We start from the raw sequence: 14225 nt of genomic DNA, 5'->3' as shown, positions 1-14225 counted from the left end.
CCTAGCCGAGTTTTTTCAGCACCGCCGTGCAGCGCGGACAAGCGTCGGGGTATGCCGGGTCGGTGCCCAGGTCCTCGGCGATGCGCCAGCACCGTTCGCACTTCTCACCCGGCGCGGCTTCGACGACCACCCTCAATTCCTCGATCTCCTCGCTCGCGAAGGCGTCGGACGGGGCGTTTTCGGGTTCGTCCAGGATCAGATTGGAGATGATGAAGAACTCACGCGGGTCGATGTCTTCGGTGGAAACCAGGTCGCGGATTTCCTCTTCGGCGTAGATGGTCACCTGGGCGTCCAGGGACTTGCCGATGACGCGATCCTTGCGCTTGGGCTCGATGGCCTTGTTTACCTCGGAGCGGACCAGGGCCAGCATTTCCCAGCGGGCGCGTTCCTCGCCGGACAGTTCGGGGCGGTCCGGCGCAAAGCGCAGGGCGAAGACCGTCTTGTCCTGGGGCAGGGTGCGCTTGATGGCTTCGGGCAGCGCCTGAAAAGCCTCCTCGGCGGTGAAGGACAGGACCGGGGCCATGTCTTCGAGGAGCATGAGCAGAATCTGCCAGAGCACGGTCTGGGCGGAGCGGCGCTTGAGGCCGTCCTCTTCCTCCACGTACAGGCGGTCCTTGATGATATCGAGATAGAAGGCGGACAGGTCGACCACGCAGAGGTTGTGAAGGGTGTGGTAGACCTTGTGGAATTCGAATTCGCGGTACGCCTTGCGGATGGCGTCGTGCTGGCGAACGACCATGTCCAGGGCGTAGCGGTCGAGCGGCAGCATGTCGGCCACGTCTACCTTGTTCGCCGGGTCGAAATCGTTGAGGTTCGACAACAGGTAGCGGCAGGTGTTGCGGATGCGGCGGTAGGCGTCCACCAGCCTGTTCAGGGTCTCGTCCGAGATGCGGATGTCTTCCTGATAGTTGGAGGCCGACACCCACATGCGCAGGATTTCCGCGCCGAATTTGTCGATGATCTCCTGCGGCGCGATGACGTTGCCGATGGATTTGGACATCTTGCGGCCCTCGGCGTCCACCACGTAACCGTGGGTCAGGACGGTCTTGTAGGGCGGCACGTCGCGCGTGCCCACCGAAGCGAGCAGGGATGAATGGAACCAGCCGCGGTGCTGGTCGGAACCCTCAAGGTAGAGGTCGGCCGGGAAACGGGTCTCCTTGCGCTGCTCCACCACGGCGGCGTAGCTGGTGCCGGAGTCGAACCAGACGTCCAGGATGTCGGTTTCGCGCCGCCAGTGGGCTCCGCCGCATTTAGGGCAGGTCAGTCCCTTGGGCACGATTTCCTCCAGCGGAGCCTCGAACCAGTAATCGCAGCCGGTTTCGTTGGCCGCGTACTTGTCGCAGATATCATAGACCCATTTCGCGTCGAACCAGGTCTCGTCGCAGTCCTCGCAGATGAGCGCGGAGATGGGCACGCCCCAGTTGCGCTGGCGGGAAATGCACCAGTCGGGCCGGTTTTCGACCATGCTGTGGATGCGCTCCTCGCCCCAGGTGGGGACCCATTTCACTTCGTTGCGGATGGCGTTGAGCGCGCGTTTGCGCAGGTCGTTTTCGTCCATGCCGATAAACCACTGGGTGGTGGCCCGGAAGATGACCGGCTGCTTGCAGCGCCAGCAATGCGGGTAGGAGTGGGTGATCTTTTCGGAGGCCATCAGGTTGCCGAGCTCGGTCAGCTTCTCGATGACCTTGGGGTTGGCGTCCCAGACGTTCAAACCGGCAAAATACTCGACTTCCTTGAGGAACTCTCCCTTGTTGTTCATGGGCGAGTAGATTTCCAGGCCGTTCTTCAGGCCGGTCTCAAAGTCCTCGCGGCCGTGGCCCGGGGCGGTGTGGACACAGCCCGTGCCGGTGTCGAGGGTGACGTAGTCGGCCAGAACCACGGGGGATTCGCGGTCGTAGATGGGATGCTTGGCTTTCAGCCCCTCAAGTTCGCCGCCCCGGAAGGTCGCCAGGGTTTCAAAGGATTCCCAGCCGAATTTCGCCGCGCAGGATTCGAGCAGGCCGTCTGCCAGGACGTAGAAGTCGTCCCCGGCCTTGACCAGCACGTAGTCGTAGTCCGGATGCACTGCGACGGCCATGTTGTCCGGAATCGTCCACGGAGTCGTGGTCCAGATGAGGATGAACAGCTTGGAAACGTCGACATCCGCGATTTTCTTGAAATTCTCGTCGGCCATGGGGAAGCGGACGTAGATGGACGGGGAGGTGTGGTCCTCGTACTCGACTTCGGCCTCGGCAAGGGCGGTGTGGCAGTCGCAGCACCAGTAGATGGGCTTCTTGCCGCGAACAACGCCGTTGCGCTCCATGAACCGGCCCAATTCGCGGGCGGTGGCCGCTTCGTACTGGGGCTTCATGGTCATGTAGGGATCGTCCCATACACCGAATACGCCGAGCCGCTTGAACTCCTCGCGCTGGGTGTCCAGCCACTTGGCGGCGTAGGACCGGCAGATTTTGCGGATGGTCAGGGTGTCGAGTTCCTTGTTCTTTTTCTTCAGTTCCTGCTCGACCTTGTGCTCGATGGGCAGGCCGTGGCAGTCCCAGCCGGGCACATATTCGGCCTTCTGCCCCTGGATGTTCCGGGATTTGACGATGATGTCCTTGAGGACCTTGTTCAGGGCCGTGCCCATGTGAATGTGCCCGTTGGCATAGGGAGGACCGTCGTGCAGCACATACCTGTCGTCGGCGTCGCCGGCCGCGATCATTTCGTCGTAGGCCTTGGTTTCCTCCCAGAACTTGAGCATTTCGGGCTCGCGTTGCTTGAGGTTGGCCTTCATGGGGAACGAGGTTTTGGGCAGGAGCAGGGTGTTCTTATAGTCACTCATGGGTTTTCAAGTCCTCCGGGAACCGTATATTTCTTTAGATGAAAGTGTCCATTTTGGTGAGACCGCGTAGATTGGTATAAGCCGGGCCGGAAGTCAAGCTTTGCACCGGTTGCGCCGGGCATTGCACAATGTTTACACGACTGGCGAAACATGTTTTTGTCACAGGTGGACGACAAGGTCCGACTTGCAACAACCATGATTCAGGAGAGACGATGGGAGTGCATAAACGCGAACGTGAAGCCGCCGAATTGGACGGTAAATATGTCAAGAAAAGCTCGGCCGTCATGCTGGCGGTGTTGGGGGTGCTTGTCGGCATCTTCGTGGGCAACGCCGTAACCATGATTTATGTCGGGCAGAGGGATCAGCGGGCGAACATGACGGCCCAGGCTGTTCCCACAGAGTCCCCCGTGCCGCATACGGCCGACCCCGAGGCTCTGGCCAGCCTGGAAAACGCCGCGGCCGCCGACCCGGCCAATGCCGACCTCTGGGTCAAGCTCGGCAACTTCTGCTTCGACCACAACCTTCCGGCAAGGGCCGTCAACGCCTATGAGCGGGCCCTCGAACTCAGGCCCACCGACGTCAATGTCTGGTCCGATCTGGGTGTCATGTACCGCCGTACAAAACAGTTTCAGAAGGCCGTGGACGCCTTTGACCATGCCGCGGATCTGGAGCCGGGCCATATCACTTCGCGGTTCAACATGGGGATAGTTTATCTTCATGATCTGAACGACAGGGAGTCGGCCCTCAAGGTCTGGAAAGAGGTGCTGGCCATCAATCCCGAGGCCAAATCACCCACCGGACAAAGCCTGGCCGTGATGGTCAGAGAGCTTGAAAATAGTTAAAGCTAAACATGAAGAAAAAGGAGGTATGGGAAGCCATACCTCCTTTTTTATTGGATTTTTATTTGAAGTTTAGATGCCTGATCCGTGTTCGAAGGATTGTTCCAGAACGCGCGTCTGGACGATCTGCGCTCCGGCGGGGACGTCGCGGACGATCCACACGTTGCCGCCGATGACAGCTTCCCGGCCGATGGTGATTCTCCCCAGGATGGTCGCCCCGGCGTAGATGATGACGTCGTCCTCCACGATGGGGTGGCGGGGCAGTCCCTTGATGAGCATTTCATCCTCACCCTTGGGAAAGCTCTTGGCCCCCAGGGTCACGCCCTGGTACACGCGGACGTTGTCTCCGATGATGCAGGTTTCGCCGATGACGGTGCCTGTGCCGTGGTCGATGAAGAACGACTTGCCGATGGTCGCGCCGGGATGGATGTCGATGCCCGTGTCGGAGTGGGCCATTTCGGCGATGATTCGGGGAATGATGTCCACGCCGAGCTTGTACAGCTCGTGGGCTATGCGATGGTTGGTCAGGGCGCGGATGGACGGGTAGCAGAAGATCGTCTCCCCATGGGTTTTGGCCGCGGGGTCGCCGATGTAGGCCGCTTCCACATCGGAAAGCAGGAGTTTCCTGATTTCAGGCAGTTTGGTGATGAACTTCTTGGCGATGTTCTTTGCCCGTTTTTCGCAGTCGGTGCACCGTTCTGTGGTGGTGGCATCACAGACGAAGCAGTAACCCCGGTTGATTTGGTCGGCGAGCTTGCGCTCCACCTGGTCCAGGGTCGCGCCTATGTAATAGGGCATGGTGTCCGGAACAATCTCGGACGGGCCGAAATAGCCGGGAAACAGGACGCAGCGCAGGTCCTCGACTATTTCCCGCAGAGTCTCCACCGAGGGCATGGGGGCCTCGTCGGAAAATCTGTGCGAAGTCGGGCCGTTGTCCCCGGATTCCACGAGGAGCGCGACCACATCCGCCAACGTGTAGTCTTCACTGGTCATGGAGGGCACCTCTAATCGAAGAGCGGAGTGCTCAGGTAGCGTTCGCCGGTGTCGCAGACAACGAAAACAATCATTTTGCCCGCGTTTTCCTCTCGCCTCGCCAATTTCAGGGCCGCCGCACAGTTGGCCCCGGAGGAGATGCCGCAGAGGACGCCTTCCTCGCGCATGAGCCGCTTGGCGGTCTCCAACGCTTCATCGTTGCCGATACGCACGACCTCGTCGATGATGGCCGTGTTCAGGGCATTGGGGACGAATCCCGCGCCGATGCCCTGAATGGCATGCGGGCCGGGAGCGCCGCCGGACAGGACCGCAGATGCGTCCGGTTCCACGGCCACGGCCTTGACGCCGGGCTTCCTTTCCTTGAGTGCCTCGGCCACGCCCGTAAGGGTGCCGCCTGTGCCGACGCCCGCCACGAATATGTCCACTTCGCCATCGGTGTCGTCCCAGATCTCCAGTGCCGTGGTCTTCCGATGGGCCTCGGGATTGGCCGGATTGTCGAACTGCATGGGCATGAAGGCGTTGGCCGTTTCCGCAACTATTTCCCGGGCGCGGTCGATGGCGCCTTTCATGCCTTTTTCGGCCGGAGTGAGGATCAGTTCAGCGCCCAATCCCTTCAGCAGCTTGCGACGTTCCATGGACATGGACTCCGGCATGGTAAGGACCAGGTGCAGCCCCTTGACCGCGCAGACGAAGGCCAGGCCGATGCCCGTGTTGCCGCTGGTGGGTTCGACCAGCACCGTGTTTTCGTCAATGGTTCCATCGGCCAGGGCCGTCTCGACCATGTTCCGGGCGATACGGTCCTTGATCGATCCGCACGGATTGTTGAATTCCAGCTTGGCCACGACCGAGGCCTTGAGGCCTCGTGCGAGTTTATTCAGACGGACCATCGGCGTGCCGCCGACGAGTTCCGTCATGTTGTCGGCAATTTTCATGATTACTCCGAAAAACTTTTGGTGCAGGCAGGGGCCTGTTTTTCAGCCGAAAACGGCGAGAGCTTGCGCAGGTTTTCGATGATGGGAGGCAGGGTCTCGATCACGAAGTCGATTTCCTCCTCGGTATTGAACCGGCTCAGGGAAAAGCGGATGGACCCGTGGGCGAAGGTGAAGGGCACGCCCATGGCCCGCAGCACATGGGACGGCTCCAGGCTGCCCGAAGTACAGGCCGAACCGGAGCTGGCCGCAATACCCACCTGGTCGATCATCAGCAGGATGGCTTCGCCTTCAACATAACCGAAGGAAATGTTGGAGGTATTTGGCAAGCGGTGTTCGGGGTCGCCATTCAGCTTAGTGTCCGGGATGCTTTCGAGCAGCCCCTTTTCCAGCTTGTCGCGCAGCCGTTTGACCTCGGTGTTCTCTTCCGCCATGTGCTCCCGCGCCAACTCGCACGCCTTGCCCAGGGCGATGATGCCCGTGGTGTTTTCCGTGCCCGCGCGGCGGCTGCGTTCCTGATGCCCGCCGATGAGGAACGGGCGGAAGGGCAGCCGTTTGCGAACGAACAGGGCGCCCACGCCCTTGGGGGCGTGCAGCTTGTGGCCGGAAAGGGAAAGCATGTCGACAGGGACCCTGCTCAGGTCGATGTCCACCTTGCCCACGGCCTGGACCGCGTCCGTGTGGAAGAACACGTCGTGTTCCTTAGCGATTTTCGCCATTTCCTCGATGGGGTGGATGTTGCCGGTTTCGTTGTTGGCCCACATGATGGACACGATGGCCGTGTCCGGGCGGAGGGCGGCCTTGTATTCTTCAATATCGAGTCTGCCGCGCTCGTCGGTGCCGAGGTAGGTGACTTCGTAGCCGTCCTTTTTCTCCAGGTACTTGCACAGGCTCAGGATGGCCGGGTGCTCCACGGCGGTGGTGATGATGTGCCGCCTTTCGGGACGGGCTGAAAGGGCTGAGCGGATGGCCGTGTTGTCGGACTCGGAGCCGCAGGAGGTGAAGATGATCTCCTCCGGCGAACAGCCAAGCAGGTTGGCGACCGAAGCGCGGGCCTCCTTGAGCTTGACCCCGACCTGTCCGCCGAAGCGGTGCATGGAGGAAGGGTTGCCGTACAATTCGGTGAAATAGGGTTTCATGGCCTCGAACACGGCCGGATCGACCTGTGTGGTGGCGTTGTTGTCGAGATAGATGGTTTTCATGGTTATCCCTCCCGAACCGTCAGGGCCGGATCGACCTTTGCCCTGAGGGCGGTTTCCACCAAATTCTTGAGGGTTGCCTGGCTGGACGGGCAGCCCGAGCACATGCCCAGGAAGCGGACCACAACGGCGTCGCGGTCGATGTCCACCAGCTCGATGTTGCCGCCGTCGGCCTGAAGCTTGGGTCGGACATCGTTGTCGATGACGCTCTCGATGAGATGCATACGCTGAATATTGGTCATGCCCTGGGCCGGGAAGGCGGGCTTGGAGGACGGGGTGGGGCAGACGCCCTCGCCGTGCGCTTCGGCCAGAAGCCTTTCCAGGTCCGGGATGCACTTGCCGCAGCCGCCGCCCGCCTTGGTGAAGTTGGTCACGTCCTCAACGGTTTTGAGGTCGTTTTCCTTGATGGCGTGGAGGATTTCCTCGTCGAATACGCCGAAACACTCGCAGATGAGTTCGCCTTCGTGCGAATGTTCCATCTTGGACGGAGCTTCTCCGCGCATATTCTTGATTGCCTGCTCCAAGGCTTCCTGGCCCATGACCGAGCAGTGCATCTTTTCGCGGGGCAGTCCGCCCAGATATTCGGCGATATCCTTGTTGGTGATCTTTTCCGCCTCCTCGACCGTTTTGCCGATAAGCATCTCGGTCAGGGCGGAACTGGAGGCGATGGCGCTTGCGCAGCCGAAGGTCTGGAATTTGGCGTCGGAGATTTTTCCGTCCTCATCCACCTTGATGTACAGGGTCAGGGCGTCGCCGCAGGCCAGCGAGCCGACTTCGCCGACGCCGTCGGCGTCTTCGAGGGTGCCCACGTTGCGGGGATTCAGGAAATGGTCCTTAACTTTATCGGTATATTCCCACATATTTTCTCCAGGGTGGCTGAGTATGTCTGAACAGTTGTAACAAGTGTGATACGATCACATTTGTGTACAGTAAGTCCGCGAGCGCCAAGTGTAAAGGTGCGCTGGACAATTAGAGCGACATGATCCCCGGCACCTGGGCGGCCTTTTCGTAGACAGCCATGACCTCGTCGGCCGAGCACATGGTCGAAGTCATTGTCACGCTGGTATATTTCCCTGTTCTCGACAGGCGGGTTTCAAGCTCTTCCGAGTCGAACACTTTCTTGAATTTGCCGAGATTCTCGGTCGGGACTATGAATTTGTATACGTAGGGGCACGGCCACTGGTGATGTTCGTCCAGGACCTGTTTGAATTGTTTCGATTTTTCGGTCATAACATTCTCCTGTTTCGTTTTAGGCGAAAAGGTCTATATGGGCTTTGTTTTCGGCATGTCAAACCGTATGGGAGCATAACCCAAAGAACCAACGATTCCAATAAAGTGGTTTTTTCATCGCGCAATTTATAACATCCTTCTCCAACAACCTGGGATATGATGTTGTTTCCGGGCAGGGCGTGAACGTCCTCTACGGTCGAACATCAAGGGATAGGTGAAATGAGTGATATTGTCGACGTTCTCGTCGTGGACGACGAACGGATCAACCTCAAGTTGGTAGAGGCCATACTTCGCGGTCAAAACCTGAATCTGATGATGGCCAGCTCCGGTGCGGAAGCCCTGAAGATGCTCCCGGAGCACGATTTCGCCGTGGCTTTGCTGGACGTGATGATGCCCGGCATGGACGGCTTCGAACTGGCCGAACGTCTTCGGAGCGCCGAGAACGGCAGGAACGTTCCGATTATCTTCATTACCGCCATCAGCAAGGAGCAGCGGCACGTTTTTCGCGGCTACGAACTGGGGGCGGTGGATTATCTGTTCAAGCCCGTGGAGCCGGAAATCCTGCGTGGCAAGACCAAGATTTTCGCCGAGTTGCATCGGCACAAGCGGTCCCTTGTGGATACGACCAGACGGCTTGAGGCCACGGTGGAGGAGCTTCAGCGCTCGCAGGAGGCCCTGGCCCGGTCCGAGCAGCGCTACCGCATGGGCGCGGACTACAATTACGACTGGGAAAGCTGGGTCGGCCCCGACGGCGAGCTTCGCTACATATCGCCGTCCTGCGAGCGGATCAGCGGGTACGGTCCGCAGCGTTTTCTCGACGATCCCGACCTCATGCAGCGTATCATTCACCGGGAGGATGTGGGCAGGTGGATGCAGTTCATGCGGGACGAGACCGTGGGCGACGAGGATTGTCTCGATTTCAGGATCAGCGACGTCAACGCCAAGGTGAAGTGGCTGAGCCTGGTCCGGCATTCCATCGTTTCCGACGAAGGGCTGCCGCTGGGCGTCCGGGTGAGTATGCGGGACATCACCAACCGCAAGCTCATCGAGAGCCAGTTGCAGCACAGCGTTTTTCACGACGCCCTGACCGGGCTTCCCAACCGGACCCTGTTTCTGGAGCGGCTGAACCGTGCGGCCGAGCGGTGCGCCCGGACCGGCGAGTATTTCGTGGTTCTATTCATAGACATGGACCGTTTCCAGGCCGTCAACGACCATTATGGGCACAGCATGGGCGACAATCTCGTCGTCCGGCTCGGGGTCAAGCTCCAACAGGCGGTCCGGTCCATAGACACCGTGGCCCGGTTGGGCGGCGATGAGTTCGGCGTGCTCCTTGAAGACATCCCCAGGAAGGGGGACGCCCGCGTCCTCATTCGGGAGATATTCGAATCGTTCAAGGAGCCCGTCGAGGTGGACGGGCTCACCTTCGCCCTGTCCGCCAGCGTGGGCTATGACATAGGGTCCGGAGTGGACGTCGATCCCGAAAAGGTCGTCCATAACGCCCAGGTGGCCATGAACGTCGCCAAGCGCCAAGGCAAAAATCGCGTCGCATGTTACGAGAAGCGGATGCGCGAGGGCATGGTCAACGTCCTGGCCGTGGAGAACGAGCTCAATCGAGCTTTGGAAGCCAGGGAGTTCACAGCCTACTATCAGCCCATCGTCAACCTCGCCGACGGCAGCCTGTACGGTTTCGAGGCCCTGGCCAGATGGAACCACCCGGAACGCGGCCTGGTCGGTCCCGGCGAGTTCATCCCCATAGCCGAGGAGACTGGGCAGGTCGTGCGGCTCGGATCGCAAATCCTGGAAGAGGCGTGCACGGCCATGCAGGAATGGAGCTTTCGCCACCCTGAGGCCGAAGGGTTGACCATCGCCGTGAACATTTCGGCCAAGCAGTTTGCGGAAAGCTCCCTGGCCTCTGATGTGGAGCGCATCCTGAAGCAGACCGGCCTGCGGCCCGGCCGCCTGAAGCTCGAAATCACCGAGACCGTGGTCATGCTGGACGCGCTCAAGTCGGTGAATCAATTGAAGTCGTTGAAGGATCTCGGCATCCTGCTGTCCATAGACGACTTTGGAACCGGCTATTCCTCCATGAGCTATTTGCAGAAGTTCCCCACGGATCAGCTCAAAATCGATCTGAGCTTCGTCCAGCGGATGGAGTCCACCCCCGAAAACATCGAGATAGTCAGGGCCATCGTGAACATGGCACATTCCCTGCGGCTGCGTGTGGTGGCCGAGGGTATCGAGACGGAGAGCCAAAGAGACTTGCTTTATTCACTGCAATGCGATTACGGTCAGGGCTATCTGTATTCGCGGCCGCTTCCGAAGGGTGAGGCCGAAGAATTCGTCAAGGATTCCGATTAGATTAACCAGCATCCCATGCGCCTCAACAACTGGAGTCGTTCCTCATGAATCTCAGCGCACCCCAACTGCTTACCTGGATCGTCGGCGTCATCATCGGCCTTCTCGGTATTCTCATTCAGATCGACGTCATGTCCATCCCGGCTCTGGAAGACCTTGTCAGACCTTTTTGGCTCGTCGCCACGGGTTTCGTCATCCTGGCCGTGTCCAATCTCTTCCGCAGCCTCTGAGCGACGCGGATTCCGCCGTGCCGAAGCCGGGGGCTTGACGAAAAATCGTCAAGCCCCTGTCTTTTTTCTTCCGGGTATTGTAGCGTGGAACTGCCTTTAATATTGATTTGCAAAGGAGGGTTAGCGTCAATGGCCGATTTGAAACGGTGGAGCCGCAACGAGATTTCTCGCATCCGTAGCGACATGGACCGGCTCTTCGATGACCTGTGCGCTGATTTCAACCTGCCGTCCATGTTCTGCCGCATGGCGGGAGACCTCACCCTTCAGGACGAGGGGAACGCCCTTGTGGTCCGTTTGGAGCTTGGCAACATGAAGCCGGACGACGTGCATGTTTCGGTGACGGAGCGCCAGCTTTCCATAGTCGCCGAGACCCGCGCGTCCGGTCCGGGGCACGCCAGTTCCCACAGCTTCCGCAAGGAATTGCGCCTTCCATGTCGCATTGAGACCGACTGTGTCCGGGCGGAGTTCGCCGACGGCGTTCTGGTGGTCAGGCTGCCCAAGCGCGTGAACCCGTTCGGACCGAGTGTCGCCATTTCCAGGAAATAACCTACGGAGACGGATAAATGGTCAAGAAAAGCAGCTCATTCGAAGTACCCGTCGATATGCTCAAGTGGACTCCCGACCCCAAGCGGCTGTCCATTTCTTCCACTAACGATCTGGAGCCCCAACAGGACATCATCGGCCAGAAGCGCGGCGTCGAGGCCTTTCGTTTCGGCCTGGGCATGGTCAAGAAAGGATATAATATCTTCGTCACCGGCCAACCCGGAACCGGCCGCCTCTCCACCGTGCGCAAGCTGCTCGGAGAGATGGGCAACGGGCACGCGACTCCGAGCGACCTCTGCTACGTCAATAATTTCAAGCACCCCGAAGCGCCCATCCTGCTCCGGTTCGACCCGGGGCAGGGCGACCGCTTCAAAAAGGACATGCAGAAGTTCTTGGACGACATCAAGCGTGAAGCCCCCCAGCTTTTCGAGAGCGAAGAGTATATCGCCCGCAAGAACGAGATCGCCGAGGCCCATGAAAAGAAGGTCATGAGTTTCTACAAGGCCATCGAGGACCAGGTGAAGGACACCGGCCTCGTGGTGGTGCGTATGCAGATGGGGCCCATACAGCGGCCCGATGTGGTTCCGCTGGTGGACGGAGAGCCGAAGCGCATGATCGAGCTGGAGGAGCTGGTCGACAACGGCCGTTTCCCGCGCGCCGAATACGAGAAGCTGCGCGACAAACGGTTGGAGCTCAAGGAGGAGATCGACCATATCGTTCAGGAACTCAAGGGGCTCCAGAAGGCGGTCGGAGAGAAGCACCGCGAGGTGGACCGGCTCATGTTCCTGGCACTGGCCCAGGAGTTTCTCAAGCCCGTGCGGGAGGCGTATCCCGATGAGAAGGTCTCCAGATACCTGGATTCCGTGCTCGACAACATGGTCGAGGACCTGGACGCGGTCAAGGCGCTGGGCGGCCCCGGCCAGCCCGGCCCGATTCCCGGCATGGTCATGCCCGGCCCCTCGGCCGAGATGGTCTTTCAGCCCTATCAGGTCAATCTGCTGGTGGACAACGCCGAGATCAAGGGGCCGCCGGTCATCGTGGAATCCTATCCCACCTACCGCAACCTGTTCGGCTCCATCGAGCGCGTCATGGACCGCATGGGCGGTTGGCACACCGATTACACCAAGATCAAGGCGGGCTCCTTCGTCAAGGCCAACGGCGGCTATCTGGTCATCAATCTGATGGACGCCATCATGGAGCCGGGTGTGTGGCAGACTTTGAAACGGGCGCTCAAGACCGAGCAGATAGAGATCGAGACCTTTGACCCGTATTATTTCATCAGCGCCACGGGGTTGAAGCCCGAGCCAATTGATATGGCCGTCAAGGTGGTCGTTTTGGGCAGTCCGTACCTGTATGCGCTGCTGCGCAACTATGATGAGGACGTGGCCAAGATATTCAAGGTCCGGGCCGACTACGAGTCGAGCATGGACGTCACCGATGACTCCGTGCTCGACGTGGCGCGGTTTGTACGGTCGGAAGTGGACCGAAACGGCCTCAGGCCCTTCGATGCGGGCGGTGTGGCCGCCGTGCTGGAGGAGGGCGTGCGCTGGGCTGGCAGGCAGGAGAAAATCTCCACATCCTTCCCGGCCTTGGGCGACCTTTTGAGCGAAGCGGATTACTTCGCCGGGCGGGCCGGGACCGAGATGGTTTCCGGCGAGCATGTCCGGGAGGCTGTCGAAGCCAAGGTATACCGCTCCAATCAGGTGGAGGAGCGCATTCAGGAGATGATCGACCGCGGCAGCCTGTTTGTGGACACCGACGGCGAGGTCGCGGGGCAGGTCAACGGGCTTGCCGTGTATTCCTTAGGCGACTATATGTTCGGCAAACCTTCAAGGATCACGGCGGTTACTTCTTTGGGAAAGGAAGGGATCATCAATATCGAGCGTGAGGCGGACATGTCCGGTCCGACCCACAACAAGGGGATGCTCATCCTGTCCGGCTTCCTGCGGAGTAGGTTCGCCCAGGACAAGCCTTTGTCCCTTGCCGCGAGCATCGCCTTCGAACAGTCCTACGGCGGCATAGACGGCGACTCCGCTTCGTCGACTGAGCTCTACGCATTGTTGTCGAGTCTTTCGGGAGTGCCTATTCGTCAGTATATCGCCGTTACGGGTTCGGTTAATCAGTATGGCGAGGTTCAGCCCATCGGCGGCGTGAACCAGAAAATCGAGGGATTCTATCTCTGCTGCAAGAATGCGGGGCTGACCGGGGAGCAGGGCGTCATGATCCCGCACCCCAACGTCAAGGACCTGATGCTCCGCGATGAGGTCATCGAGGCCGTTCGCAAGGGGCTGTTCCACATATGGGCCGTGAAGACCATCGATGAGGGCATTGAAATCCTGACCGGCAAGAAGGCCGGTGCGCGCGGAAAGAATGGAACCTATCCGGCCGGGAGCATCAATCGGCTGGTGGACGACAAGCTTCGTGAGCTGGCCGACAGGCTGGCCGCATTCGGCAAGGACGACAAAAACGGGAAGAAGTCTTCCGCAAGGAAGGCCGCCAAGGACAAGCCTGCAAGAAAATAGGGCTGTTCCGGCATCAATTGGACTACAACAAAAGGGTTGCGGCTCGTCGTAACCCTTTTTCGAGGATTACATGAATCTGTTGAGATTGAATATCTGGAGAAAATGCATCCTGGGCGGGTTTGTGGTCGCCCTGGCGCTCATGTTCACCATCGACTGGGGCTACCATTTCCACATCGGCCACGTGGTCAGGCTTTTTGTCGGCGCCGCCGCCTTCTGGCTTGCCGTGGATCGTCTTTAACTCGGATCGATCACGAGTGATCGCAGGAAATGCGATCGGTTGCAGACGTCCCGATCACGCGGGGGAGTGTTTCCCTCACAGGTTCGGGGCGTCTCCATTTGCTGCTTTCACTGTCTTCGGGGGGGGGGATGGAGTGATGTCTCCGGGAGTTGCCTCGGCGGATCGCGCATCCAGACGGGTGCGCATCCTGTGAGGTTATTTCAGAAAAGTGCTTGACCTTTCGTTTTGGTAGGATTAACGAAATTTTGTAAAGACAAAAGGAACATTCCATGTTGCGCGTCGAAAATTCCATTTCCATCATCCCCGCCAGCCTAACCGTGGCCGGCGTA

The 14225-nt window shown here is 59.4% G+C and carries 12 protein-coding genes; 6 read left to right on the top strand and 6 right to left on the bottom strand.

All coding sequences use genetic code 11. The annotated features are described in order from the left end of the window. Nucleotide 1: 1 nt before the first annotated feature. Nucleotides 2-2818: an isoleucine--tRNA ligase gene (gene ileS, locus PSN43_RS06235; protein WP_272699861.1), complete on the bottom strand. Its 2817-nt coding sequence runs from the start codon at nt 2816-2818 to the stop codon at nt 2-4. A gap of 212 nt (nt 2819-3030) precedes the next feature. Between ileS and PSN43_RS06230 the strand changes: the two genes are divergently transcribed. Next, nucleotides 3031-3660 (top strand): tetratricopeptide repeat protein, encoded by a 630-nt coding sequence (locus tag PSN43_RS06230; RefSeq protein ID WP_272699860.1) that lies wholly within the window; start codon nt 3031-3033, stop codon nt 3658-3660. Between the two features lie 69 nt (nt 3661-3729). Here PSN43_RS06230 and epsC read toward each other — a convergent pair whose 3' ends face one another. The 5 genes from epsC to PSN43_RS06205 all read right to left on the bottom strand — a co-directional run bounded on the left by epsC (nt 3730) and on the right by PSN43_RS06205 (nt 8008). Next, complete coding sequence (epsC, locus tag PSN43_RS06225) at nt 3730-4650, bottom strand: serine O-acetyltransferase EpsC (RefSeq protein WP_272699859.1); 921 nt, start codon at nt 4648-4650, stop codon at nt 3730-3732. An 11-nt stretch (nt 4651-4661) separates the two neighbouring features. Next, nucleotides 4662-5582: a cysteine synthase A gene (gene cysK / locus PSN43_RS06220; RefSeq protein WP_272699858.1), complete on the bottom strand. Its 921-nt coding sequence runs from the start codon at nt 5580-5582 to the stop codon at nt 4662-4664. 2 nt (nt 5583-5584) lie between these two features. After that, nucleotides 5585-6781 carry a cysteine desulfurase NifS gene (gene nifS, locus PSN43_RS06215; protein WP_272699857.1) on the bottom strand — a complete coding sequence of 399 codons (1197 nt, stop codon included), beginning with the start codon at nt 6779-6781 and terminating at the stop codon, nt 5585-5587. A 2-nt stretch (nt 6782-6783) separates the two neighbouring features. Beyond that, nucleotides 6784-7638, bottom strand: a complete 855-nt coding sequence (gene nifU, locus PSN43_RS06210) for a Fe-S cluster assembly protein NifU (RefSeq protein ID WP_272699856.1) — start codon at nt 7636-7638, stop codon at nt 6784-6786. A gap of 109 nt (nt 7639-7747) precedes the next feature. Next, nucleotides 7748-8008 carry a DUF493 family protein gene (locus PSN43_RS06205; RefSeq protein ID WP_272699855.1) on the bottom strand — a complete coding sequence of 87 codons (261 nt, stop codon included), beginning with the start codon at nt 8006-8008 and terminating at the stop codon, nt 7748-7750. 219 nt (nt 8009-8227) lie between these two features. Here PSN43_RS06205 and PSN43_RS06200 point away from each other — a divergent pair, with 219 nt between their 5' ends. The 5 genes from PSN43_RS06200 (at nt 8228) to PSN43_RS06180 (ending at nt 13896) form a co-directional block, all read left to right on the top strand. Next, nucleotides 8228-10366 carry a putative bifunctional diguanylate cyclase/phosphodiesterase gene (locus PSN43_RS06200; RefSeq protein ID WP_272699854.1) on the top strand — a complete coding sequence of 713 codons (2139 nt, stop codon included), beginning with the start codon at nt 8228-8230 and terminating at the stop codon, nt 10364-10366. Between the two features lie 44 nt (nt 10367-10410). After that, nucleotides 10411-10593, top strand: coding sequence for a hypothetical protein (locus PSN43_RS06195; RefSeq protein ID WP_272699853.1), 183 nt, complete (start codon nt 10411-10413; stop codon nt 10591-10593). Between the two features lie 129 nt (nt 10594-10722). Next, the gene (locus tag PSN43_RS06190; RefSeq protein WP_272699852.1) at nt 10723-11139 is read left to right on the top strand and encodes an Hsp20/alpha crystallin family protein; all 417 of its coding nucleotides are present in this window, start codon (nt 10723-10725) and stop codon (nt 11137-11139) included. 17 nt (nt 11140-11156) lie between these two features. After that, the gene (locus PSN43_RS06185; protein ID WP_272699851.1) at nt 11157-13658 is read left to right on the top strand and encodes a Lon protease family protein; all 2502 of its coding nucleotides are present in this window, start codon (nt 11157-11159) and stop codon (nt 13656-13658) included. A gap of 70 nt (nt 13659-13728) precedes the next feature. Continuing rightward, nucleotides 13729-13896 carry a hypothetical protein gene (locus PSN43_RS06180; protein ID WP_272699850.1) on the top strand — a complete coding sequence of 56 codons (168 nt, stop codon included), beginning with the start codon at nt 13729-13731 and terminating at the stop codon, nt 13894-13896. Nucleotides 13897-14225: the final 329 nt, after the last annotated feature.

This window comes from Desulfovibrio sp. Fe33 (assembly GCF_028532725.1).
In the GTDB taxonomy this organism is placed as follows: domain Bacteria; phylum Desulfobacterota; class Desulfovibrionia; order Desulfovibrionales; family Desulfovibrionaceae; genus Pseudodesulfovibrio.
Note: the sequence above shows the minus strand (reverse complement) of the source record. Positions and strands in the feature narration are given on the sequence as shown.

Excerpts from the sequence above, each read along its gene's own strand:
- PSN43_RS06185 (WP_272699851.1), top strand. The coding sequence starts at position 11,157 with ATGGTCAAGAAAAGCAGCTCATTCGAAGTACCCGTCGATATGCTCAAG.
- nifS (WP_272699857.1), bottom strand. The coding sequence starts at position 6,781 with ATGAAAACCATCTATCTCGACAACAACGCCACCACACAGGTCGATCCG.
- ileS (WP_272699861.1), bottom strand. The coding sequence starts at position 2,818 with ATGAGTGACTATAAGAACACCCTGCTCCTGCCCAAAACCTCGTTCCCC.
- PSN43_RS06200 (WP_272699854.1), top strand. The coding sequence starts at position 8,228 with ATGAGTGATATTGTCGACGTTCTCGTCGTGGACGACGAACGGATCAAC.
- cysK (WP_272699858.1), bottom strand. The coding sequence starts at position 5,582 with ATGAAAATTGCCGACAACATGACGGAACTCGTCGGCGGCACGCCGATG.
- nifU (WP_272699856.1), bottom strand. The coding sequence starts at position 7,638 with ATGTGGGAATATACCGATAAAGTTAAGGACCATTTCCTGAATCCCCGC.
- PSN43_RS06190 (WP_272699852.1), top strand. The coding sequence starts at position 10,723 with ATGGCCGATTTGAAACGGTGGAGCCGCAACGAGATTTCTCGCATCCGT.
- PSN43_RS06230 (WP_272699860.1), top strand. The coding sequence starts at position 3,031 with ATGGGAGTGCATAAACGCGAACGTGAAGCCGCCGAATTGGACGGTAAA.
- PSN43_RS06180 (WP_272699850.1), top strand. The coding sequence starts at position 13,729 with ATGAATCTGTTGAGATTGAATATCTGGAGAAAATGCATCCTGGGCGGG.
- epsC (WP_272699859.1), bottom strand. The coding sequence starts at position 4,650 with ATGACCAGTGAAGACTACACGTTGGCGGATGTGGTCGCGCTCCTCGTG.
- PSN43_RS06205 (WP_272699855.1), bottom strand. The coding sequence starts at position 8,008 with ATGACCGAAAAATCGAAACAATTCAAACAGGTCCTGGACGAACATCAC.
- PSN43_RS06195 (WP_272699853.1), top strand. The coding sequence starts at position 10,411 with ATGAATCTCAGCGCACCCCAACTGCTTACCTGGATCGTCGGCGTCATC.